Here is a 23,626-nt window from a genome sequence, read left to right as displayed (position 1 = left end):
ATTGCACTTTCTTTCTTCGTCAAACCAAGAGATGAATTCCCTTCAACTGGACCGCGAGCAAACAAAGTCGGACGGGACTTGCCTTGCATCGGTTCTCAAGAAGGGGAATCTCCATGAAAACGTTTCAGGCTTTATCATTGCTTCTGCCTTTAGTCGCCACCGAGGCGCTGGCCTTTGAGTATCATGGCTATCTGCGCAGCGGCACAGGCTTCGGTGAACGGGGGCATGATCAGCCCTGCTTTCAGGTGCCGGGCGCGCCGGAAAAATTCCGTCTGGGCAACGAGTGCGACACCTACATCGAGACGTCGTTCCTTCACAACTGGGTCCCCAAGGAAGGTGAGTCCACCACGACCTGGGGTGGAAAGGTGACTCTGGCGCTACAGTCAAACGCCCATCGGGACTGGGAACCGACGACCCCGAACGCCAAGACCGATGCGAGCGGTGCGGTGTCGGTCTCCTCGGAATTCACGGTCGCCCTGCGCGAAGCTTTTGTCGCTGCGACGGGCGTGCTGAGTCCCAAGAGTTCGATCTGGATCGGCAAGCGCTTCTATCGCCGCAAAGATGTGCACATGCTGGATTTCTATTATTTCGATAATTCGGGGCCGGGCTTTGGCCTTGAGAATATTGAAGCGGGGCCGGGTGCTCTGCATTTGGCCATGACGCGTCATGTTCCTTTGGATGGCGGACCGGCCCAGAATAACTTCGATGTGCGCTATTCCGGGCTGCCCGTGGGCATCGGTCAGTTGGAATTGGCTCTTCTGCATGGTTCAGTGGGAAGTCGTGACTCGCAGACCGGCGAGGATCTTTACGAGGCTCTGAACGGAGTGTCGGCCCATCTTTTCCTGGATACTCCGCTGACGGAGAGTTTAAGCAACTCACTCGCTCTTCAGTATGGTCAAGGACTCTACGGAGCGCGCGGGGAGTGGGGCAGCAGCATGATCGACCAGCGCGGCGGTTTCGGCGGTCAGAACATTGCGAAAGGCAGCGGTGATCTTCTGGATCAAAGAAAAGGTTCGAAGACCATGCGCGTGATCGAGATGCTGCGGGCGGAAAACGTGGTCGAGAATGTGTCCTTTGATTCGGTCCTGATGTATCAGACTGTGGATTATAACGGCGAGATCGCTCCCAGCACCACCCTTGCCATACCCGATAAAAAGGAACTGACGGTCGGTATACGGCCGATTTTCAAACTGAGTCCCCAGTTCGCCCTCGTCTCGGAAATCGGCTATCAGAAGGTCGAGAATGCGATCCTCAATACCGCCGAGAATCGTTATGACGATGCCCAGCTCACCAAGTATACGATCGCACCCACCGTGTCCCCTGCCGTGGGCATCTGGGTACGCCCAGCCCTGCGATTTTTCGTGACCTATGCTCAGTGGAATGAAGCTTCAAAAGGAAGAATTCTGCAGGGCGCTGCGCAGAGTGATGAAACGGCCGGACTTTCGGCAGGTGCCCAGGTCGAGGCCTGGTGGTAAGGAATGAGTTCGCCGGTCTGTCAGAGACCGGCTTTGCGCCAGCCTCAGGGGCTGATGACAAGACCTATCGCGTTTTGGGTATCAGCACCCTCGAAATTGGCTCCCGTGGTGACGGCTCCCGTAAAGTCGCTGAACGCGAGGAAGGTAAAGGAGAAATCTGCAGCTCTGAGATCCGTGTTCCGCAGATCACTGTTCGTGATGGATGAGTTATTGAATTTCGCCCCCATGAGTTTAGCGCCCATGAAGTTATAGGCATTCCAGTTCTGGCCTCTGAGATCCGCACCGTTCAGGTCACAGTCCACGCAGGCTTTCGTCGTCCTGAGGCGATCGATTGCCTCCAAAAGAGTGGCGGTGGGACTGATGAGCCCACGCAGGGTATGGGCCGAGGCTTGATCCAGGGAACGAGGTCGATTGCCGTCGCTATCAATCCAGACGATCGAGCTTTTGGGTTCTTTCGGACTGACACGGAGGGTCGCGCCGCTGCTGTCTGCCACCTTGATGAAGAGCCAATCGCTGCTCGCGATGCTGGCCTGGACGGTGAAGCTGCCATCCGGGAGTGCGCGTGTCGCCGCTAATTTTTTCAAGTTGAGTATGAGGTAATCGCCAGACGCTTCAAAGTTCCTGGTCGCGCTGTCGTAGGCATAAAGTTCGATATCGGCGTCCTTGGGCAGGCCGGACGGCATCTGCACCACGGCTGCGGAATCGGACTTGATATCCACGGTGCCTCCGCTTCTTTGGATGAATAACTTTTTCGGATCCATCAGGAAACCACCGGCAATCGATGTGGGTTCGATGGCCGTTGTTGAAGACTCATCGGATTCGCCGCTCTTCTCCGCTTCGGCGCCTGCATCTGCCACGTCCAGTTTTTGAATCGCAGAGGCGTTATCCGTGGTGGAGATGTCTTTAAAATTTTTGGGCATGCACCCCATCATGGAACCCGTCAGGAGCATGACGAGCACGAATGCAAAAGGAGCCTTTAGGCTTGGCATGGGGACCTCTTCAGCGAAGTGTGTTTCCTTATCGGCTTAAGGTTTGGGGTAGCCTGGAGGTTCTGAAGGAGTTGTATAAAGAGCCGATATGACAAAGGAATGCGCAGATATTTCCCTTGGTATTTATGGAAGGGGGAGGGGCTGCGATCCTCGATCCTTACCCGGCCCTCGGCAATTATGTTCGGTCCCTTCCATGATAAAGTGGAGGAAGGGTCGACCTGGATGCAGGGCACACATAGACGATGAAGATCCTTTATCTTTTAATCCTGGCGCTTATGCCTGTAAAAAGCCTCGCTCTGGCTTATCAGGATATACGGCTGGTCGATGGACAGGCCGATCTTTCTGCGTCCGGACCTGGCATCTATCGCATGACAGGCGATGTCCTTTGGATTTGGGATAAACTTTTGATGCCTGGCGATCCGGCTTTGGATTCCATGGAAAAAGTGCCTTTTCCCAAGCTGTGGCATGGCCATCCCGAGCAATCACGACATAAGATCGGCAAGGCGACCTACAGCCTGCGCCTTATCCTGCCTTTGGAAGCCTTCGGAGAAGTGTGGGGACTGCGTCTGCCGCGAATCTATGGAGCCAGCCGGGTTTGGGTGAATGGAGTGGAACTTCCCAATCCCTCGCAGATAGATCCCAAAGGAACGCAGCACACGCAAATCACCGCTTCATTCATTCACTATTTTCGGATTCAAAGCGAAACGCTGGACATCGTTGTCCAGAATGCCAATAGCCAGGTGCAATCCGGTGGCTTTGATTGGGATATGCTGGTGGCCCCCGCCGACCTTCTGCAGGAGCTTCTGGCGAAGCTCTCTTTCATGGATGCGGCCATCCTCGGTTCCTTGCTCTTTGCCGCGGTGTATCATATCTGGCTCTATAGTTTCCGCCGCCAGTGGCTCCCTTACCTGATCCTCGGTCTTTTCTTCTTCGTCGCCATGCTGCGTATCGCCGTGACGGGAGCAGGGCAGTGGGGTCTTGGTTTTCATCTGCCTGAAGTCCTGCATCGAAGAATGGAGCTGATCACCTACTATTTGCTGGTCCTTATTTCGCTTTACAATGTCGAAGTCATCTATCGACGCAATTGTTTTGTGAGTTGGAACCGCATGCTCTATAGCCTGGGCGGCGCCGTCGTCGTCATCACGGCCGTCAGCGCCCCGACCTTTGCCCAGCGCTTTCTTCAGCCTTTTCATATCCTGACGCTTTGCATCTTCGGCACCATGATGCAGATCGTGGTGCTGTCCATGATCCGAAAGACTCCCGGCAGTCTGCTCTTTTTCAGCGGCATGATGGTTGCCATCGCCTGTTCCGTGGTCGACCTTCTCTATGTGCTGCAGATCATTTATCTGCCGTTTTTCATCGTCGGGCCCGGCCTGATGGTCTTTGCGCTCCTGGCCTGTCTTTTTCAGGCCTTTCGCTTCGAACAGATATTCCAGACGCTTGAAACACAGAACCGCGACATCAGCCAGCTGAATCAGAACCTCAGTTCACAGGCCCAGGCCTTGGAAAGCAGGGTCAGGCTCGTCACGCAGGAATTGAACGCGATTCTTCAGCACACCGATGCCGGAATCATCCTCTTTATCGAGCGCGATGGCGCTGTCGACGTCAGCCCCATGGTGTCTCAGGCGGGAACCCGGATGCTGGGCGCAGAGTCTTTGGGCGTGGAAGACTTCGCCAGATTTCTGAGTCGCTCCAAACTGGATGGCCATCAGCAGGCGCAAACCATGGCGGCCCTGAGCGCCAGTCTTGGCATTCCATCGTTCCTTTTCGATATGAACCGTGACCTGCTGCCGGATAAGCTGGAGATCACCGAAGGTTCTGATGCGCCCCGGGTTTATATCTGCTCGTGGCTGCCCCAGGTCGAGGGGGAGCTCGTCTCGGGCGTGCTTTTGATCCTGATCGATGTGTCCAGCGAAGCCATCGGCTCGGCTCGTTTTGATCAGCAGCATCAAAGGATCATGCGTTTCTCCGAACTTTTGAGCCTCGATTCCGTGAAGCTGCAAATGGCCATTCCCGAATGCGGGGCGCTTTTGGATCGGATGCGCCTGGCCCTGCGTTCGGCTCTGCAAAAAGACCAGGAAGACTGGAAAGCCGGGCTGATGCGCGACCTGCACACGTTCAAAGGGCTGTCGCGGGCCTTTGGTTTTAAGCATCTGGCGCGCGTGACTCACGAAGCGGAAGAACGGCTCATCCATGAGTCGAGCCTCGACGTCATCGCGGAAACACTGGGAGCCGTACGGAACAGTTATGATAACTATGCGCGCGACTACCATATCATCTTCAAGATCGAAGGCAACGGACGGCTGTTGGATGACGGGCACCTGGCTGAGCGTTTTCTCAGAGCGGCCCAGCGAATCGCTCAATCGCCGCCTGATGAGGCCTGGAAAAAAGAGTGGACGATCGTCCAGCGCAGCTATTTTATTCCGCTCTCGGACCTCGTCACCTCGTTCCGCAGCGGTCTGGTCGAGATCGCGGCGCAGCTTGGAAAACCGACGCCCAGCCTTCAGATCGAGGGCGCGCACTGCCTTTTGAAGCGCAGTCTTTTGGGGGCCTTCTCGGGTATTTTCATTCACCTCCTTCGCAACGCTCTCGATCATGGCATCGAAGCGCCGGATCTGCGGCGGCTTTTAGGCAAAAGTCACGAGGGTACGATCGCGATTCATTCCCAGCTGGAAGCGGAGCATCTCATCCTTGATGTTTATGATGATGGGAAAGGGCTTGACCTGAACCGAGTCCATGAACGCGCTCGACTCAAAGCCTATGTTCAGGACGATCGCGCCCTGAGCGATGATGATATCGCGGGTTTCATCTTTATGCCGGGCTTCAGCACCAAGGACGAGGCCAGCGACGTTTCGGGCCGCGGCGTGGGCATGGATGCTGTACGGTCCATGATCGAAGAACTGGGTGGATCGCTTCAGGTCATCTGGAGAGAGGCCCGCAGAGCGGATGGATATAGGGCATGTATCTGGCGCATCAGTCTGCCCCGAGGCGTGTGCCTGGAGGAGGCGGTATGACTCTTCTCAAAGTTCTGGCGCTGATCCCTTTCTTCTTCAGTCTCACGCTGCTGGCGGCGCCTCAGGATATACCGACCTTCACCTGGGAAGGGCAGGGGGCTCATGCGGCCGGCGTCTATGTTCGCGGTGACGTCTATTGGCAGAACGTGCCGTGCAGTGAAGCTGAACATACGGACAATGCGAAGCTCAGAAAATTTCCCCTGCTGAAATATAAGCTCCTGCTCGGCGATAAAATCAAGGAGCACGAAGGTTACTACTGCTGGAATATGCAGCTGCCCGAAGCCCTGGTGGGGCAGCTGGTGCATATCAGTTTGATTCGCGTTTTCGGTCAGGGACGACTCTGGATTAATTATGAGCCGATCTGGAGTCAGTCCGGTCATGAACCGGAGCGCATCGACTTTCTGTATCATGTGCGCAGCCCTTTACTGAAGGTGGAATTCGCGTTGACCTGTGGAGAAAGCCCCATGTGCGGCTTCCGCGGGACGTTCAAGGTGCGCACCGAGCTGGAAGGACCCCAGATTGAACAGCGATCCCGGGCTTTGGACTTCTTTGCCTTTTCCGGTCTGGCCTTCTGCTTCATCTATCATGTCGCCTTTTCTTTTCTGCGCCGGCGCTACAATGCTGGCTTCATGATCGCGACCATGTCCTTCTGCCTTTGTCTCAGAATTCTTCTCACGGGACAGGGGCAGCTCCATTACTACCTGGGCATTTCTGAAGAATATTACTGGCGTCTTGAAATCTTTATCGTCAATCTCCTGATACCCTCGACCATCAGTATGTCACGAGCCATTTTCCCCTTGGATGCACCGGCCCGGATCGAAAGGTGGTCCTGGGGGCTGGCCTGCTTCTCCCTCGCTCTCCTGGTCCTCGCCAAGAGCGCCCTGTTCCTGCCTCTCATGCTGATTACCTATATCATTATTATGATGACGATCGTGTCATTCATTCTGACCGTTCGCAGCGGTCTGAGAAGCAAACGGTCAGCTACCGTGCTATTTGCCATCGCCGCTACCACCATCACGTCGTCCACGTTTTTGGAAGTCCTGAATACACGCGTGAACATCGAGTTGATTCCCGGCATGCACCCGATGGGTTTTTTGCTCAGCAGCATCATTGCTTCGGTTCTGTTTTCGAAGCGCATTTCGGAAGCCTTCACCCACGCCGAGGTCCAGGAGCTTGATATCAAGGAGAAGACGGAGAAGCTCACCGAGGACATCGCGCTCTTTGATCGTCGGATTGAGGAACGCACCATGAGCCTGAGGCTTCTGATCGAATCGCTGCCAACCGGCATCATTTTGATCAGCAAGGATGCCAGTGGCCTTTGGAAGGTGAACGGATCCTATTCGCGGTTCCTGACCGCGACGCTGGGAATCAGCGTCAGTGATTGGAACAGCTTTCTGGTCTTTCTTTCCAGGCTCGGATCCAGGCTTCCTTATAAGAGCGCCAGCGAACTCGAAGCCGCCTGCGTGCAGATCCTGTCCTCCAAGGCAGCGGACTTTCACGCTTTGACTGGCGATCAATACACCTGGACTTTCGAAGACGCGGGGCGGCCGGCGGTTGAGTTGCGGCTGGCCTGGATACCCATCCGCAGTCAGGAGGATATACTGGGGGCCTACCTCTTCCTCTTTGATGTGACGTCATTGACCAGAATTCAAAGGGAAAGCCTGCGCCTCGAAACTGAACTCGGGGCGCTTACGGAGCTGATGAGCCTGAACGCTGCGGATGCCGGGATGCTGGGCGAGGTTTGGAAGAACGAGGACATCGCAAAGCTCAGAGAGCTGGCGCAGAAGAAGCATCTTGGTCTTTTGACAGCCATCCTGGGCAAGGATGAGATCGCTTCGCTGGAGCTGCAGTCCTATCGGACGACGCTTGATCTTCTGTTTCAGTCTTATTTCAAAAACCGCGAGGCCCAGTACGATTTGAAAGCCTTCCTGCTGCATCCGATCTGGAGGGACCAGCTGTCCCCCGCTGATTATCAGCGCTGTCTTGAACTCCTGGACCGTTCCGCCTCGCTGCAGGCTTCGTGAGTTTCGCGCTCATCTAGCGACTCGCGTTGATGGCCGCTTTGAGTTTCCGCATCGCTTCCTCGCTCGTCATGCGACTGTTCAGATGCTCCGAAACGAGATCCTGGATGGCTGTGACCTGTTTGGAGGGCAGCGCCATGTGGTGGGCGATACTCGGCAGCAGCGTGCCTTTGCGGAAGGTTTCCATGGACGCCTGCGCGCAGCTGTCAAAACCTTTCATATCGAGATCCACACGGGCCGGAATCGAACCCTTCTTTTTATTGAAGGGCTCCTGGAATTCGCGGCTGAGGATAAGGCTGGCCAGCTTCAGTTGGCCTTTTTTGGTCACATCGGATTGCGTATCGAAGAAGGCGAAGCTGTCGACATTATAGATAAAGGCTTGGCCGCTTCCAGGCATAGCGAGGCAGAGGACGTCTACGCCTGGGGTCTTGCCGGCCATCGTGATTTCACCCTTGGCCCAATCGCCCATGAACTGCATGAGGGCTTTGCCCTCGATGACCTCTTTGCTGGCCTTATCCCAGCTCATGCCCTTGCGATTTTTGGGAAGCAGATCGCTGTAGCGGCGCATCCAATCAAAGGTATGCTTGAGTTTGTCGCTCTGCAGAGCCTCAGGCTTCAGCTGCGCAAACTGCTGGAAAAATTCCGGGCCTTGCGAGGCCAAAAGGATTTCCTCGAAGGCCGTCATGTCCTGCCAGGGCTCACCACCATGGGCGAAGGGCCGAATGCCTTCTTTCTGGGCGCGTTCGGCCAGAGCAAAGAGTTCATCAATGGACTGCGGCATGGTCGCACCGAGTTTTTTGAAAAGGCCGGCGTGCATCCAGACCCAGTTCACGCGGTGAACGTTCACAGGAACGGCGGTCCAGTGGCCTTCGACCTGCATGCCTCCTGCGACCGAGGCCGGTATCATCGAAGTCCACTTTTCCTCGTTGGCTATGGAATCCATTCGGGTCAAATATTTGCCCCACTCCTGGATCGCAGGGCCTTTGAGCTGTACGGCGGCAGGCATCTTGCCGGCAAGCACGCGGGACTTCAAAACCTTGAGCGCATTCTGCCCCCCGCCCCCGACGACAGAGAAATCCTTCCATTGATAATCTGTCTTGTTTTTGAGCATTTTCTTAAGCTCGCCCAAGGCCTCGGCTTCGCTGCCGGAGGTCCACCAATGCAGGACCTCAAGATCCGTGGCGCGGGCTGCATTCGAACTGAGTGACAAGGAAAGCAAGAAGGCTGCGATCAGGTTTTGTTTGGGCATGAGGGGCTCCTTTTCCCTGATAATCTTATCATGCTGGTGCTCAGAGAGGCAGGCGGCTTTTGCGGTTTTCCCCTGTTCCAGGTTATTCTAGTGGCAGTGAAAAAGTGGAGATTATGCCAATGCAGATCCTTGGTCGAGGGCTTCTGATCCTGTCCGCACTTTTTCAGGCTCCGGTCGTGGCGGCCAGTGGGTTGGTGCTGCATCGGACCGTTCAAGTGGAGCAGGGCGAACTCAAACTGGAGTTGCCGCCGGACGAGGTTCAGGTCCTTCAGGGCGCGTGGCGTTTTACCGAGCAGCCGGTGACGAGCATGGACGCCGCACGTTTTCGCGAGCTGCCGCTGCGCAATCCGCTGACGGGTGATTTCTTTTACACTATGTTTTCCGATCTGCCGGAGCGTGGCCATTTTATTCTGGCTCTTGGGGCTGAGCAGCCCATGAGTTTCAGTGTGATGCTGGGTGGCCTCGTGGCTCAAGGCGAGCTTACGCTTGTGACCGCCGACGGACCACGAACTGTGTATCGTCCGCCTTCGGAACTCATTCCTGCGGATGGAAGAGGACGGTTACAGATCCCGCATCCGACCTTTGTCGTGCTTTTGCCGGCTGGAGTTTCCTATCTGGTTTATTCCTATGAGCAGGCGCCCGTACGCAAAGGTCAGGAATGGGTGAGCAACGCCGGCCTGGTCGGCCCCTTCCAATTCGGGAGCGCGCATAAGATCCGGCAGAGATTTCAGTTTCACGAGCTGTTTTTGAAGATTCCCATGGGGGTCTTCGCCTGCCTGTTCGTCTACAGCCTTCTGATCTATAAATCCCGCCATCGCGAGGACGAGGAGTCCTTGATCCTGGCCTTCATCAATGGTTTGACGTTCTTTCGTGAGGTTCTGACCCAGACCGTGGTCTTGAACTACATACCCAGCAGCGCCAGCCTTCAGGTCGTGCATGCGTTCGGGACGGCTCTGCCCCTCCTGGTGACGGCTTTGGCCATCCACTATCTGCACTTCAAATACCCATCGCGCTGGCTGGCTTTCCTGCGTGCCGTGGTCACTCTGAATTTTTGCGTCATCGCCGTGAATAACATCCTGATGCCATTTCCGAATCCCTGGCTTGATACATCCTTCCTCACGATGAACTGCTACGTCTTGAATGCCATCCTATTCTTCATATTCTTCATTCCCTACATGGTGTGGATTTCCTTTCGAACCAGGAACAAGGAAATCACCAATTTTTCGATTGGCGTCCTCTTCATGGCTGCCGGCACGCTCAGCGACTTCATCAATTCCCTTGGGAATCATGGCTGGCCATGGCTGGCCATGTGGGGCGGCATGGTGCTTTCGGTGGTTCTTGCGAAAAACAATTCACGCATGTTCGCGAAGGCCTTTGATACGGCGAAGCAGCTCAATGCGGCCCTGACAGCCAAGAATCATGAGATCGAGGCGCTCAATCAAAGCCTGGAGCAAAAGGTGAGTCAGCGGACTGCGGAAATGAGGGCGCTTTTGGAATACATTCCCCAGGGCGTACTTTCCATTGGCGCTGGCGGCGCGGTGGAGGCGAATTATTCGGCTCACCTTCCGGATGTCCTGGAGCAGAAGGCGATCGCCGGGGCGAGTTTTCGCACTCTGTTCCTTGATCATCTGGAGCTCGGGTTCGATGATAAAGACCAGGTCTGGCAGGCGATCATCGGATCCGTGGGCGAGAATTCGCTCACCTTTGAATTGAACAGTGATAAGTTTCCATCCGAAGTTGGCTATTGCTTCCAGGGGCAGCTCAAGATTTTGAAGTTGACCTGGAATATCGAATGCGATGCGCAGCAGGAGGTGCTGCGTATTCTCGTGACGATGCTCGATGTCACCCTTGAGATCACGACAAGGCGGGAACTGGAAGAAAAAAACACGGACCTCAGCATCATTCGTCAGCTTCTGGAAGCGGGCGTGCGGAAGTGCGTCCAGTTCTTCAGTTCCTGCGATCAGCTGCTGCGGGAAAGCGAGCTTTTGATCCAGGCGGATCGAGTGGACGGCGAAGCTTTGAAAATAGTTTTCGTCAACATCCACACGATCAAGGGAGCGGCCCGGACGCTGCAATTCAAAGCCCTCTCCGCTGTGCTGCATGCCGCTGAATCAGGCTATGCGCAAGCGATTCGAATCGCTCAAACCCCGGACTCCCAGGCTTTGGCTGCGGATCTGCGCCGGGTAAGGGCGATGTTCGATCGTTACCTTCATGTGAATCGCGAGGTGCTTGGGCGTGACAGTGGCTTGACGAAAGTGCCCTTGGATCGGGATTTCCTTGAGGAGCACCATGCCCTCTTGCAGAATCTCGCGCAGCGGCCTGGGGTGCCGGCTGACCTTAAGCCCTCGCTTCAGCGGAGCCGGGACACGCTGGCTCAGGCTGTTTTTGTCTCCCTGCGAGCGGCTCTGGATGATATCCTGGGCCAGGTGGCAACGATTGCGCGGGATCTGCAAAAGGAAGCGCCGAGGCTTCAGCTTGAGGTCGACGACATCCTTATCAATCATCGACAGGAGAATGTTCTGAAGAACTGTTTCCTGCATCTGCTCCGCAATTCCCTGGACCATGGCATTGAAGAGGCCCCGGAACGCGAGGCTCAGGGAAAGGCGCGGCAGGCGACTCTTTTCGTGAAGGCCTGGCGCGTCGAAGAACAGCTTGTCATTGAATATTGGGATGATGGGCGAGGCCTGGCGCTGCCGCGCTTGAAAGAAAGAGCGCTCACACTCGGCCTGCTGACGCCTTCCGCGCCCGCCCTTGAAATTGCGAACACAGTGTTTCATGAAGGCGTCTCGACCGCCCAAAGCCTTTCTCAAATTTCCGGCCGTGGGATTGGTATGAGCGCTGTGAAGCGGTTCCTGGAAACAGAACAAGGGAATATCGAAATCATGCTGCCCGACCAGATTCGGGGTGATCAGGTGTTCGTGCGCTTCCGGTTCCGCATGAGTATGACGATTCACCCATCCATGGCGAGCGGCATGGATGAGCAGGTCGCCTGAACGTCAGTCCACAAATGCCATATCAAGCAAGGGACTGCGGCGGGATCCGGGGTCGATTTCCTTATCACGCGCATTCCAGATGCGGAGCAGTGTTTCTTCAAAGTCGCTGACGACATTGTTATAGATCACATGCGCATCATAAGGGGATTCATAGGGACTGAAATATTTATGCACGTCCCCATCGGCAAACCATTTGGTGCACATGTAATAAAAGTGATCGGAGGTCTGCAGCTTGCGCCAGGTGTGAAGCAGCTCGGGATCGCCCAGCGATTTCACAAGGCCTTCCAGTCGATAGATGCGTTCCGCCGAGGAATCCTGAATCGAATTGCCGAGCCACGCGGTCAGATCACGATCCACATCGGCCCAGGAGACAGGATCGGGGAAGGACAGCTTGCCGATGGGCTGATAGCGTTCGATGACTTCGCGCGGCGTTGCGAACGAGAAATCAGGATGAGCGAGGACATCCCCCGGCAAGGCTCGCATGAAGTCGAAGATGCCGGTGTCCACCCACTGATGCTCGCCAAAGGTTTCGTAGTCCATGAACAGGTTGATGACTTCACCATTGCCGGCGACCTGATGCACCCAGCTGGCAAAGGTTTCGGAGCGGAGGGGCCAGGATTCCCAGCCGCGGTTGGAGAAGCGGAAGGCGATATCGTCCGATAGGCGATAATTCTTCAAAAGCAGAGCCATGCGGCGACAGGGAGCCGGCTGATAGAGATAATTAGGGGAACGCCAAGCCAGAATGCGATCCGCGCCCTCGGCAATCATACCGCGATAACCCAGCTCTTCGATAACCGTCGCGATCCGATCCTGGAAGATCAGCTCCGTATTGCGGAAGACCACGGGGTCGTAATGGAAGAGTTCCAATACCTTCGCGCGGTGCAGAGCAATCTGTTCGATGAATTCATCAGGCGAGAAGAGACTGGCAAGGGAGTGATAATAGGTCTCGCTCAGGATCTCGACGCAGCCCGTGTCCACCAAACGCTGAAACGATTCGATCACATCCGGGGTCCACCGTTCCATCTGTTCCAGGCAGACGCCGCTGATGGAAAAGGCCACGCGGAACTTGCCCTTCCACCGATGAATTTCCTCCAAAAGAAGCTGATTCATCGGACGGTAGCACTTATCGGCGACCTTGTTCAGGATGCCAGCATTGGCCTCATCATCCTCGTAATGAGAATCGGTGCCGATACGGAAGAAATCATAATCCTTGCGCAGACGAAAGGGCTGATGAACCTGAAAGTAAAAGCATACGCTGGTCATACATGGATCACCTTTCGATAGATGGATTTCAATTGTTCGGCCACCGTCCGCCAGGACATCTTCGAAAGGGTTTTCTTCTGATGCTCCAGCAGATCCTTATGAAGCTGACTGTTCTCACAGAATTCAATCATCATTTTCGCCAGCTTGTCGCGATCCCAGAAATCGACATGCATGGATTTCGGAATAAGCTCGGAGGCCCCCGCCTGGCGGGAGACGATCACCGGCACATCATAGCGCATGGCCTCGAAAGGGGTCAAACCAAAGGGCTCCGAAACCGAGGTCATGACAAAAAGATCGGCCATGGAATAGAGTCTATCGACAGCGGCGCCCCGCAGAAAACCTGTGAAATGGAAGCGGTTTTGAATGCGAAGGGAGGCTGCTTCCTCGATCATGCGCGGCAGCATATCGCCGGCGCCGCACATGACGAAACGATAGTTGGGATGGGTTTCCAAAACTTTGGCCGCCGCGCGCAGGAAGTATTCAGGACCCTTCTGCAGGGTCACGCGACCGACGAAGATGATCAGCTTTTCCTTGAAGCTTTTCTTGATGGTCAAAGGATCAACCAGCTTATCGTGGCTGACTGCATTGTGAACGACATCAATCTTCGCCTCATCGACATGATAGCGATCCACCAGAGTCTGCTTGGTGCGATGGCTGACGGCCACCACGCGATCCGCATGCTCCATGCCAAGTTTTTCGAGTTGCGTGATCCTTTGATTGGGATGATCACCCGTACGGTCGTATTCGGTGGCGTGAATATGAGCAATCATGGGCTTGCCGGACCGTTTTTTTGCGGCAATCGCAGCGGGAAAGGTCATCCAATCATGCGCATGGATCACATCGAATTCCGACTGCTCGGCCAGATGCCAGCCGACTTCGGCAAAACGCTGCACCTCTTCGAAAAGGTTGTGCGAATAGTGCCCCGACATGCTCATGATGCTGGAAGCCGGCTTGCCTTCGTGCGGGATCGCGCCTTCGAAGCGGCGGATCATGCGCGCGTATTCCCTGTTCTCGATGTAAGGATAAAGCGCGGTCTCGACGGTCAGGACCGTCACCTGCTCGGGCAGGGGAAAGTCGCCCTGTTCGCGCTTCTTCCAGACCTCTTCCGCGGACATCACCTGATAACCATCGCGTGGCATGCCGTCCATGGCTTTGGGCAGGACGAACAGCACCTCTTCACCGCTTTCGGCCAGGTGGCGGGTCATGCCGTAGCAAGCCGTGCCCAACCCCCCACTGATAAACGGCGGAAACTCCCATCCAAACATCAGTATCCGCATAGCTCCATCCCACCATCTGTCAGATTTTTTTGCGTCAGACCTTTAACTCGTTCAACAGTTCGATCAGGGCCGCCATGCTCCAGGCCTGCGTGAGACAGCCATCCGGTTTGTATGGATGCAGGGCATCAAAAATTTCCGAAACACCCATCACGTCCCTCTGCATTAAGTGTTCCTGCCAGAGCGCAGAGAAGTTGCGACGCAGAAATTCCCGCGCCTTCTCGGGATCTTCATGGACTTTCAGCACAGCCTTCATATAAGGGCTGATCAGCCAGGGCCAGACCGTGCCCTGATGATAGGCCGCATCGCGTTCCTTCGGGCCGCCTTGATAAAAGGGAACGAAGGCAGGATCCTCGGGACTCAGCGTGCGCAGGCCATAGGGCGTGATGAGGTGACTCGTGACGACATCCAGCACGGATTGCTGCTGCTCTTTGTTCAGGGGGCAATAATCGAGGCTCACGGCCACGATTTGATTCGGCCGAATGCGGCGATCAGGAGCCCCATGGGGACTCACGCAATCCGCAAGGTAACCGCCTTCGGCAATCCAAAATTTATTGCGGAAAGCTGCCGGAGCCTTTTCCAGAAGGCCAATCCAGGCTGGTACCCGAATGTGGGCCGAAAAATCCTGCAAAAAGGCCAGAGTCGCAATCCAGAGCGCGTTGATCTCGACGGGATAGCCGCCGCGGGGTGTGACCGGAACACCATCGACTGTGGCATCCATCCAGGTCACCTGGGTATTGGCCGAGCCTGCTTGCATGAGCCCGTCGTCGCTGATCCGTACCAAATGATTACGACCCTGCACCAGATCATCCATAATGTGTACCAAATCCGGCAGGATACTTTTCATGCCTTCCAGATCGCGCGTGGCTGTCCAGTATTGCTGCAAGGCCGAAACCATCCAAAATGTGGCGTCGACGGAATTATAGCTGCCGCTGTGCTCGCCGATGCCCAGATAATTTGGAATCAGGCCAGTTTTCGCCTGACGGAGATAGGTGCGAACGATAGGCAGCAGCCGTTCCGGTTCCCCACGACCGAGCGTGAGGCCCGGCAGCGCAATCATCGTATCGCGGCCCCATTCGCCGAACCATGGATAGCCGGCGACGATCGAGGGACTGCCATCAGCCCTTTGGACTAAAAATTTTTCCGCCTCGAACTTCACCTGGGCGATGGGTTCGCCTTCCCCAAGAAAGCGCTGGTGCAGCGAGCGCCGCCGCTGCTCTTCCTTCTTCCAGAGTTCGCGGATGCTGCTGCGCGCAATCGGTTCGAAACCAAAGATCAGGTAAAGGTCCTGATCCGGTTCCAGAACCGTTTCATAAACGCCTGGGCAGAAAAGGTCTTCCTGGTAGTCGAAGCCACGCTCCTGCTCGCGCGCGTATTCCACCTGCTTGACCCAATAGGGCCCGGGATAGAAGGGTATCTCGCGATCACTGCCCATGAAAAAAGCGGGCTTGCCCGGCAGAGGTTCGATTTTATGGCCCGTGGACTCAGGAAACGTCTTGACTTGGAATTCGCTGGTTTCATGCTGCAGATGATGATGATTGCGATACGAAAGGAGCGGCCTTAAAGCCACCTGGATGGATTCTGTGCCCAGGAGCTTATAGCGAAGGACGACGGCATCGCGGTCGTGCAGCAGCATACAGGAACGCTGCAGGAGAAAGGCACCCACGCGCCATGTGATGACGGGATAAAGATCGTATTCGAAGGTTTCAAAATGGGAGTAACCCTCGGGGTAGTAGACCGAACCTGGGTGCTTATTCGTGTAAAGATCTATCGTGCGCCCGCGCAGGCTCAGACTCGCTTCAAGCTTCGCGAGGCAAACATGTTTTTCATTCAACATGCCCGCATCACTGACCAGAAGGCCGTGATAGCGCCGCGTGGGGCAGTCGAGGATGGTGCTGCTTGAGTAACTGCCACGACAATTGGCATCAAGCCACTCACGTTGAAGGAGCTGCGGAAGGTCAGCGAGGGCGGCCTTGGTAATAGGGAGCATGTTGAATCTCGCTTTGCCGACAATGTTGTCCTGGATCGCATCTTTAGAGGAATTTCGTCAAAAATCAATAGGTAAATGATGGACGGCAAGCACCGCCCGGTAGGATAGAGGTCGACGTAAATCACCAATGTCAGTTTTTTTGGATCAGGATCACCCGGAAACCGCAGGCGTCCAAGGTGCAGCTGAGATCATGACCGTCCAGGGCCCAACGCTCAGCACTAAACGCATCCGTTAGCGAGTATTGCCCAAGGCCGATTGACTGCAAATCGAGATGAATGCTCTGGGGCTGATGAATGTCGAGATTGGCGATGACGAGTGCGTGAGCTTCTCCAGTCTGCTTGGAAAGGCGCAGGGCTGCGATGATGGCCACATGGCCATGATCGAGAAACTCAACATTGCCTTGCTGCTGAAACACGGAATGCTGAGCCAGCAGCTCATGCGTGCGTTGGATCATCGGCCAGAAATCGCTGGCGTTCGCGGCTGGTGGCACACCGGGATTACGACCGATGAAGTTGACTTTCTCCTCGATGCCATCCTCGACTCCTTGCGTCAGGCCCGTGGCGCCAATGCCGAGCAGCGCACAAAGAATATAGCGTGGACGCGTGGCCAGGACGTCCGCGAATTCCTCGGCGGGCACGCCGCTGTCGTGGGAATTGATCGGCGTAAACCAGGGGATCATCGGCACGGTTTCATGAATGTAGCGAAAGTAGCGGCGCAATTCTTCCGAGAAGTGGTGTTCCCAGGTCGTCGCCAAAAGAAGGTCGACTTCATAATGCTGCAAGACTTTTTGAGTCGCTTCTGGATGCGTGAAGAGTTCGGCGAGTATGCCAAGGCCAGGATACTCGCGGCGCAGTCTGTGCGTGACATGCATGGCGAACGACGGGTCTGTGCTGTGCAGATTATCCAGGCGGATCATGCCGCCTGTCTCGGCGGCGTAAGCTCCCCAGAACAGCGCATAGTTCTCCATATGCTCCCAGATCTCGCGCCGGACATGGGGATCAGGATGCTGGTAGTTGATCAGGGCCAGATCATTCCACTTGTGAAAGCCATCATGATTCATGAAGCCGTTGCGCTTGAGCCCATCGTCTTCGATGGCGTCGGGGTGGATCCAGTGCGGGCAGAGCCTGACGATTTCACTGTCGATCGCCACGTGATTGAGCACAAGGTCCAAACAAAGACCCAGCCCGAGTTTTCGGGCCTCGTCGACCAGTTCTTCAAAGTCTTTCATGCTGGCAGGATCGGCTCCGGCAGGCAGAAAATCCGGCTCGATCGCAAAGAGATCGGTGGCGGCATAGGGGCTTTCGGAATAGCCCTGTTTCGTGACTGGCAGAATATGAACCATGTTAAAGCCGAGTTCAGCGGCTCTTTGCAGTACAGCTTTCCACTGAGACATCGGACCGCTGGCTGTTGGGATAAGAGTATAGAGCCGGAGTGCCTGAAGCGGTTTGGGGAAGACGAGCAGCTGCCAAAGATCGCCGCGCATCCAAAACCATTGCTGGCCGTCCATGGTATATTGAAGAGTGAAGAAGAAAGTCCCCGCCTGGGGCGTCGGGACCTGGATCTTGAAAGAGCCGCTCGCATCGGCGACGACATCAAGGTCCGCGAAGTCACCCGAGGCCGTCAGATTCGAATAAAGCCTGACGGCTGGTGCCGAAGCCTTCTCTTTGAATTGCAGTTCGATCTGCAGAACGTCGCCTTGCCTAAGCCTTACGCGACCGTGGCGACCGCCTTTCACCATCATCAAAACCTGTGATTCCTTGCCGATTTGGAGTCCACTCGCGGGTAGGCGGCATCTTCGATCTAATCTCGCATGCATATTGGTTTCCTCGAACCCCTTTGCTAAGGTAGGGGCGTGTTGCTGAATGTAAGTCTTGCACATAATTTCCGACCCGAAGAGGCCCACCATGCGTGACATCATAGACGTGATCCTGGATCATCCGTCCGACGCCGAGAAAGTGGCGGCATTTCAGATCACTTTTCGCAAAAGTCTTGAGCACAATTTTGGTACCGTCCTGGAGCATTCCACAGCACGCGAACAGTTGCTCGGACTATGCCACACCGTAAGAGAACTCCTGATGAGTCGCTGGATCGCGACTCAAGGAACTTACTTTCGGAGTAATGGCAAACGACTCTATTATCTCTCCATGGAATACCTTTTAGGGCGTTTGGTCAAGAATGCTCTCATCAATCTCGATCTTCTTGAGGTCGGGCGAGAAGCCATGCGCGGGATGGGCCTGGATTTGGATGCCATCGCGGATCTTGAAGTCGATCCCGGCCTTGGCAACGGTGGACTGGGACGTCTTGCGGCCTGTTACCTGGATTCGTTGAGCACTTTGAATTTGCCCGCCTACGGTTACGGCATCCGCTTTGAGTTTGGCATGTTCCGCCAGGTCATCGAGCGCGGCGCGCAGAAGGAAGTGCCGGATCCGTGGCTACGCTTCGGTCATCCGATCGAGATCGAGAAGAATATCCATGCCTATGAAATAGGCTTCGGAGGCAGCAGCGTCTTTCATGAAAACGTCCAGGGCCATATTTTTGCGGCCTGGGAACCTGAGTACCGCGTGCTGGCCGTTCCGCACGATCTGCCGGTGCCCGGCTACGGCACGCATAATGTGAATTCCCTGCGACTCTGGGCGGCCAAAGCTGACGAGGAGTTTCACTTCAATATCTTTGATTCCGGCGATTACGTCGGTGCGGTGATGGACAAGGTGCAAAGCGAGGTGCTGTCCAAAGTCCTTTATCCGAACGATTCAAATGAGCTGGGAAAACTTCTGCGTTTGAAGCAGCAGTATTTTTTGGTGGCGGCGTCCCTCCAGGATATCCTGCGGCGCTTCAAGAACGCCAACGATTCCATCCTGGATCTGCCGAACAAGGTGGTGATTCAGCTCAACGACACCCATCCGACGCTGGCCATACCGGAACTCATGCGGCTTTTGATTGATGAGGAAAGCCTGTCCTGGGAAGAGGCCCAGGCCATCACCCAGCAGACCATCGCGTTCACCAACCACACGGTGATGCCTGAGGCCTTGGAATGCTGGCCAGGAAGCATGTTCCGGCAAACCCTGCCGCGGCATTATCAAATCATCGAAGAAATGAATCGGCGTTTCCTGCGAACGCTGAAGGATAAGCCGATCTATGACAAGAACTTCATAGATCGCGTTTCCATCCTTGGGCAGGGACCGAATCCCGAAGTCCGCATGGCGAATCTCGCAGTGGCCACCAGTTTTTCCGTGAACGGGGTCGCGGCTTTGCATACGACTCTTCTAAAGGAAAAGGTCTTTCCCGAGTTCAACCGCATCTTTCCGAACAAGTTCCATAACAAGACCAATGGCATAAGTCCCCGGCGCTGGCTGCGCCTCGCGAATCCCGAATTGAGCGCGCTCATAACCGAAAGCCTGGGGCACGAGAACTGGGTGACCGACCTGGAGCAGCTGCAGGGTCTGGAAAAGTTCGTCGATGACCAGTTGTTTTTAGAGAAACTGGCTTTGATCAAGCGGCATAACAAAGAGCGTCTGGCGACTCTCATTCACCAGGAGCTGGGCGAGAAGGTCGATCCGAACAGCATGTATGATGTGCTCGTGAAGCGAATCCACGAATACAAAAGGCAGCTCCTCAAAATCCTGCATTGCCTTCATCTCTATCACGAGCTGCGGACCAACTATGATAAACAGCAGCAGCCTCGGACCGTGGTCTTCGCGGGCAAGGCCGCGCCCGGTTATAAGATGGCCAAGCTCATCATTCAGTTCATTCACGCGGCCGCGGCCATGATCAACCGTGATCCTCTGACCCGCGATCGGCTGAAGGTCGTATTTCTGCCCAACTACAACGTGTCGCTCGCGGAACGCATCATCCCCGCGGCGAATCTTTCCGAACAGATTTCCACGGCAGGCACGGAAGCGTCGGGCACGGGGAATATGAAGTTCTGCTTGAATGGATCTTTGATCCTCGGGACTCTGGATGGCGCGAATATCGAAATCCGCGATCACGTCGGGCAGGACAACATTTTTATTTTCGGGCATACTGTGAATGAATTGCGGACGCTTCAGGCCCAGGGCTATCGCGCGCAGGACTACTATCATAAGCACGAAAACATTCGCCGCATCCTGGATGAAATCCAAAGAGGCTATTTCTATCGCAGTGATCGGGAGCACTTCCAACCGATCTGGGATACGCTCATGACCTGGGGCGACCACTATTATCACCTGGCGGATTTCCCGGATTATGTGCGCATCAATGAAGAGGTGGATCGCGTCTACGGCGATCAGAAGGCCTGGCAGCAGAAGTCTCTGATGAACATCGCGCGGATCGGCTGGTTTTCATCCGACCGCGCTGTGCAGGAGTATACGCGCGATGTGTGGCACTTGCACCCTTGTCCCTTGGAACTGCAGGAGGGTGAGGATCGCTTTGGGTTCTAAGCCTCGAGCCCTGGCCTGCCTCTGATCCGCATCGGTGTTCTAACCCGTGAGATGCGCCGGACTTGCGCGCCGAATGGCTGCGTAGGCGGGGCGGCTTGCGGAAATCCCCTTTACAAGAAAACCATCGGCTTTTAAGGTGTCGTCGATACATCCCTGAGCCACGGATAATTGTTTCAGAAGGAAGGATATCATTGTGCGAATGAATTTCTGGAAAGGGGTGACCCTGGGTGCTCTCCTTATCACGCCTCATGTTGAAGGAAAACCGGCGATGACCGCAGCGAAGAATGACTCGGATTACCAATGGCTGGAAGAGGTGGAAGGCAAGGAGGCGTTGGATTGGGTGCGGAAACAGAATACCCGTACTCTCGATAAGCTGCACGCTCACAAAGATTTTAAAAGCTTCAAAGCCCAGGCCCTGGAGATCTTGGAAGCCAAGGATAAAATAGCCGACGGACGTATTCAGGGCGACTACGTCTATAACTTTTGGCAGGACGCCGAGCACGTCCGCGGTATCTGGCGCCGGACCAGCTGGGATGCCTACAAGAATAATAAACCACAGTGGGAAGTCCTGCTGGACGTCGATGCCCTGGCCAAGAAGGAAGGCAAGAGCTTTGTCTTCGGTGGCTCGGACTGTCTGCGGCCCCAATACGAGCGCTGTCTGCTTGTCCTATCGGAAGGTGGGAGCGACGCGGCCCAGGTTCGTGAGTTTGATCTGACGAAAAAAGAATTCGTGAAAGACGGCTTCCAATTGCCCGCCAGCAAGTCCCGCCTGGAATGGCTGAATATGGACACTGTGTTCCTGGCTGATGCTCTGGAAGGTACGCCGAAAACGGATTCCGGTTACCCCATGCAGGTGAAAATCTGGAAACGCGGCACGCCCCCCAGCGCCGCAACCAAAGTTTTCGAAGGGCAAAAAGCCGATGTCTCCGTCAGCTCGCTCGTTCTGCATGATGGAAAAGACAATCATGTGCTGATGGTGCGTGCGGATACCTTCTTCACCGCAGAGGTTTCTGTTTATAAGGATGGCAAGATCACCCGTTTGCCTTTGCCAACTGATGTCGATGTGAAAGGTATTTTTCAAGGCCAGCTGCTTTTTGCCAATCGCACGAAACTTGCAGGTTTCGAGCCGGGTTCGCTCCTGACCGCGCCATTGAATGAACTCGTTCAGGGCAAGACACCGATCGCCCTCGTCTATGGTCCAACGGCTACGCAGGCCCTTGATGGTGTGGGCGTGAGCAAGGATTATGTGTACGTGGCGCTTTTGGATAACGTGCGGAACAAGGTGCTGCGCTTTGAGTTGAAAGACAAAAAATGGGCGTCGCAGCTTCTGCCTTTGGATGACAAGGGCACGATCAATTTCCGTTCGGTGGATGAAGACAGCAATCGCATCCTTCTGAGCTACGAAGATTTCCTGACTCCCACCAGCCTTTATGCGATGGATGGCGCGACGATGCAAAAGCAGCTCGTCATGCAGCTGCCGGCGCGTTTCAAAGCGGATGGACTCGAGATTCGCCAGGAATTCGCCAGCAGCACCGATGGCACAAAAATCCCTTATTTCCTGATCCATCGCAAAGATCTGGCGATGAATGGACAGAATCCCACCCTGCTTTATGCTTACGGTGGATTTGAAGTCTCCATGCAGCCCTCGTATCTGACCGTGGCAGGTAAGCTGTGGCTGGAACGCGGCGGGGTTTACGTCCTGGCCAACATCCGCGGCGGCGGGGAATTCGGCCCGACCTGGCATCAGGCGGCTCTGAAGGAAAATCGCCAGAAGGCTTTTGATGATTTCAGTTCGGTGGCCAAAGATCTGATCGCTAAAAAGGTCACGACGCCCGCACATCTTGGTATCCAAGGCGGCAGCAACGGTGGTCTTTTGATGGGCGCGACGTTCACCCAGAATCCTGAGCTTTTCAATGCCGTCGTGTGCCAGGTGCCTTTGCTGGACATGATGCGCTTTCACCGTCTGCTCGCTGGCGCCAGCTGGATGGCGGAATACGGCAACCCTGATGATCCGAAACAGGCGTCTTACATTGCGAAGTATTCGCCGTTTCAGAATCTGAAGGCTGATAAGAAATATCCGGAAGTCTTCTTCATGACGTCGACCAAGGATGACCGCGTGCATCCTGGTCACGCGCGGAAAATGGCGGCGCGCATGGCTGATCTGAAGAAACCTTTCCTTTACTTTGAAAACATCGAAGGCGGACACAGCGCCAGCGCAAACCTGCAGCAGCTGGCCGAACGCCAGGCCTTGAGCTTCGTCTACCTTTGGGAGAAGCTTGGTCCTGCACCTGCGACCGGAAAACCTGCGGCCGCTCCCTGATCACGTCTGACAAGGTGGGGCTTCGGTCCCGCCTTATCCATGCTTCCCGGCCTGGTATCAACCCCCCGTCAACTCAAAATCCCTATCCAAGCCCCCATCGGTTATGCGAAAGTCATCCCATTGTTCGCAATGAAAAATTTCCCGTTTTTCAACCCTGCAAGATATGAGGTTCAAGATGGCAGCCTATGATTTAAACATCAATGGCCAAACCGTGAAGGTGGACGCCGAGGCCGAGATGCCTGTGCTCTGGGCCCTGCGTGATCTGGTTGGACTCACCGGCACCAAATACGGCTGCGGCATGGCCCAGTGTGGAGCGTGTACCGTACTCGTCGATGGTGAACCCCTGCGCAGCTGTGTAACGCCGATCAGCGCCGTCGCTGGTCGTAAGATCACGACGATCGAAGGTCTGGAAGGCAAGGTCGGGGCTGCCCTTCAGAATGCCTGGCAGGAATTGAGCGTGCCTCAATGCGGCTACTGTCAATCGGGGCAGATTCTGGCTGCAACCGCGCTGCTGACGCAAAAACCCAAACCCAGCGATCAGGATATCGATACGGCGATGGCCGGAAATATCTGCCGCTGCGGAACCTATGCTGACATTCGCCGCGCCATTCATAAGGCCGCGG

General features: G+C 55.4%; 13 protein-coding genes. 7 read left to right on the top strand and 6 right to left on the bottom strand.

Features of this window, described 5'->3' with window-relative positions; all coding sequences use genetic code 11:
* Positions 1 to 113: 113 nt before the first annotated feature.
* The gene (locus VFO10_RS13675) at positions 114 to 1,475 is read left to right on the top strand and encodes a carbohydrate porin (protein ID WP_325141026.1); all 1,362 of its coding nucleotides are present in this window, start codon (positions 114 to 116) and stop codon (positions 1,473 to 1,475) included.
* Positions 1,476 to 1,519: 44 nt separating this feature from the next.
* On the opposite strand, the gene VFO10_RS13670 is transcribed toward VFO10_RS13675, so the two are convergent.
* Positions 1,520 to 2,464, bottom strand: coding sequence for a pentapeptide repeat-containing protein (locus VFO10_RS13670; protein ID WP_325141024.1), 945 nt, complete (start codon positions 2,462 to 2,464; stop codon positions 1,520 to 1,522).
* Between the two features lie 242 nt (positions 2,465 to 2,706).
* On the opposite strand from VFO10_RS13670, the gene VFO10_RS13665 reads away from it, so the two are divergent.
* Complete coding sequence (locus tag VFO10_RS13665; protein WP_325141022.1) at positions 2,707 to 5,478, top strand: ATP-binding protein; 2,772 nt, start codon at positions 2,707 to 2,709, stop codon at positions 5,476 to 5,478.
* A complete protein-coding gene (locus tag VFO10_RS13660; protein ID WP_325141020.1) occupies positions 5,475 to 7,502 on the top strand; it encodes a 7TM diverse intracellular signaling domain-containing protein in 2,028 nt (675 codons plus the stop codon). The genes VFO10_RS13665 and VFO10_RS13660 overlap by 4 nt, the downstream gene beginning before the upstream one ends.
* A 13-nt stretch (positions 7,503 to 7,515) precedes the next feature.
* Here the strand turns inward: VFO10_RS13660 and VFO10_RS13655 are convergent, their stop codons facing one another.
* Positions 7,516 to 8,748 (bottom strand): ABC transporter substrate-binding protein, encoded by a 1,233-nt coding sequence (locus VFO10_RS13655; protein ID WP_325141018.1) that lies wholly within the window; start codon positions 8,746 to 8,748, stop codon positions 7,516 to 7,518.
* A gap of 119 nt (positions 8,749 to 8,867) precedes the next feature.
* On the opposite strand from VFO10_RS13655, the gene VFO10_RS13650 reads away from it, so the two are divergent.
* Complete coding sequence (locus tag VFO10_RS13650) at positions 8,868 to 11,741, top strand: ATP-binding protein (RefSeq protein ID WP_325141015.1); 2,874 nt, start codon at positions 8,868 to 8,870, stop codon at positions 11,739 to 11,741.
* A 3-nt stretch (positions 11,742 to 11,744) separates the two neighbouring features.
* Here the strand turns inward: VFO10_RS13650 and VFO10_RS13645 are convergent, their stop codons facing one another.
* From VFO10_RS13645 to VFO10_RS13630, 4 genes are all read right to left on the bottom strand, one after another.
* A complete protein-coding gene (locus tag VFO10_RS13645) occupies positions 11,745 to 13,004 on the bottom strand; it encodes a glycoside hydrolase family 57 protein (protein ID WP_325141013.1) in 1,260 nt (419 codons plus the stop codon).
* Positions 13,001 to 14,281 (bottom strand): glycosyltransferase family 4 protein, encoded by a 1,281-nt coding sequence (locus tag VFO10_RS13640; protein ID WP_325141011.1) that lies wholly within the window; start codon positions 14,279 to 14,281, stop codon positions 13,001 to 13,003. Before VFO10_RS13640 ends, VFO10_RS13645 begins: the two co-directional genes overlap by 4 nt.
* A 34-nt stretch (positions 14,282 to 14,315) precedes the next feature.
* Positions 14,316 to 16,268 (bottom strand): amylo-alpha-1,6-glucosidase, encoded by a 1,953-nt coding sequence (locus VFO10_RS13635; RefSeq protein WP_325141010.1) that lies wholly within the window; start codon positions 16,266 to 16,268, stop codon positions 14,316 to 14,318.
* A 130-nt stretch (positions 16,269 to 16,398) separates the two neighbouring features.
* The gene (locus tag VFO10_RS13630; protein ID WP_325141008.1) at positions 16,399 to 18,084 is read right to left on the bottom strand and encodes an alpha-amylase family glycosyl hydrolase; all 1,686 of its coding nucleotides are present in this window, start codon (positions 18,082 to 18,084) and stop codon (positions 16,399 to 16,401) included.
* An 88-nt stretch (positions 18,085 to 18,172) separates the two neighbouring features.
* Here VFO10_RS13630 and VFO10_RS13625 point away from each other — a divergent pair, with 88 nt between their 5' ends.
* The 3 genes from VFO10_RS13625 to VFO10_RS13615 form a co-directional block, all read left to right on the top strand.
* Complete coding sequence (locus VFO10_RS13625; RefSeq protein ID WP_325141007.1) at positions 18,173 to 20,683, top strand: glycogen/starch/alpha-glucan phosphorylase; 2,511 nt, start codon at positions 18,173 to 18,175, stop codon at positions 20,681 to 20,683.
* A 199-nt stretch (positions 20,684 to 20,882) separates the two neighbouring features.
* Positions 20,883 to 23,003: a prolyl oligopeptidase family serine peptidase gene (locus VFO10_RS13620; RefSeq protein WP_325141005.1), complete on the top strand. Its 2,121-nt coding sequence runs from the start codon at positions 20,883 to 20,885 to the stop codon at positions 23,001 to 23,003.
* Positions 23,004 to 23,178: 175 nt separating this feature from the next.
* Positions 23,179 to 23,626, top strand: a 448-nt coding sequence (locus VFO10_RS13615) for a (2Fe-2S)-binding protein (protein ID WP_325141003.1), incomplete at its 3' end; no start/stop codon positions are given.

Source organism: Oligoflexus sp., assembly GCF_035712445.1.
Taxonomy (GTDB): Bacteria; Bdellovibrionota_B; Oligoflexia; order Oligoflexales; family Oligoflexaceae; genus Oligoflexus.
Note: the sequence above shows the minus strand (reverse complement) of the source record. Positions and strands in the feature narration are given on the sequence as shown.

Bases quoted from the DNA above. Each gene is read 5' to 3' on its own strand.
- VFO10_RS13645 (WP_325141013.1), bottom strand. From the start codon at position 13,004: ATGACCAGCGTATGCTTTTACTTTCAGGTTCATCAGCCCTTTCGTCTG.
- VFO10_RS13650 (WP_325141015.1), top strand. From the start codon at position 8,868: ATGCAGATCCTTGGTCGAGGGCTTCTGATCCTGTCCGCACTTTTTCAG.
- VFO10_RS13670 (WP_325141024.1), bottom strand. From the start codon at position 2,464: ATGCCAAGCCTAAAGGCTCCTTTTGCATTCGTGCTCGTCATGCTCCTG.
- VFO10_RS13655 (WP_325141018.1), bottom strand. From the start codon at position 8,748: ATGCCCAAACAAAACCTGATCGCAGCCTTCTTGCTTTCCTTGTCACTC.
- VFO10_RS13640 (WP_325141011.1), bottom strand. From the start codon at position 14,281: ATGCGGATACTGATGTTTGGATGGGAGTTTCCGCCGTTTATCAGTGGG.
- VFO10_RS13630 (WP_325141008.1), bottom strand. From the start codon at position 18,084: ATGCATGCGAGATTAGATCGAAGATGCCGCCTACCCGCGAGTGGACTC.
- VFO10_RS13665 (WP_325141022.1), top strand. From the start codon at position 2,707: ATGAAGATCCTTTATCTTTTAATCCTGGCGCTTATGCCTGTAAAAAGC.
- VFO10_RS13635 (WP_325141010.1), bottom strand. From the start codon at position 16,268: ATGCTCCCTATTACCAAGGCCGCCCTCGCTGACCTTCCGCAGCTCCTT.
- VFO10_RS13675 (WP_325141026.1), top strand. From the start codon at position 114: ATGAAAACGTTTCAGGCTTTATCATTGCTTCTGCCTTTAGTCGCCACC.
- VFO10_RS13660 (WP_325141020.1), top strand. From the start codon at position 5,475: ATGACTCTTCTCAAAGTTCTGGCGCTGATCCCTTTCTTCTTCAGTCTC.
- VFO10_RS13625 (WP_325141007.1), top strand. From the start codon at position 18,173: ATGCGTGACATCATAGACGTGATCCTGGATCATCCGTCCGACGCCGAG.
- VFO10_RS13620 (WP_325141005.1), top strand. From the start codon at position 20,883: ATGAATTTCTGGAAAGGGGTGACCCTGGGTGCTCTCCTTATCACGCCT.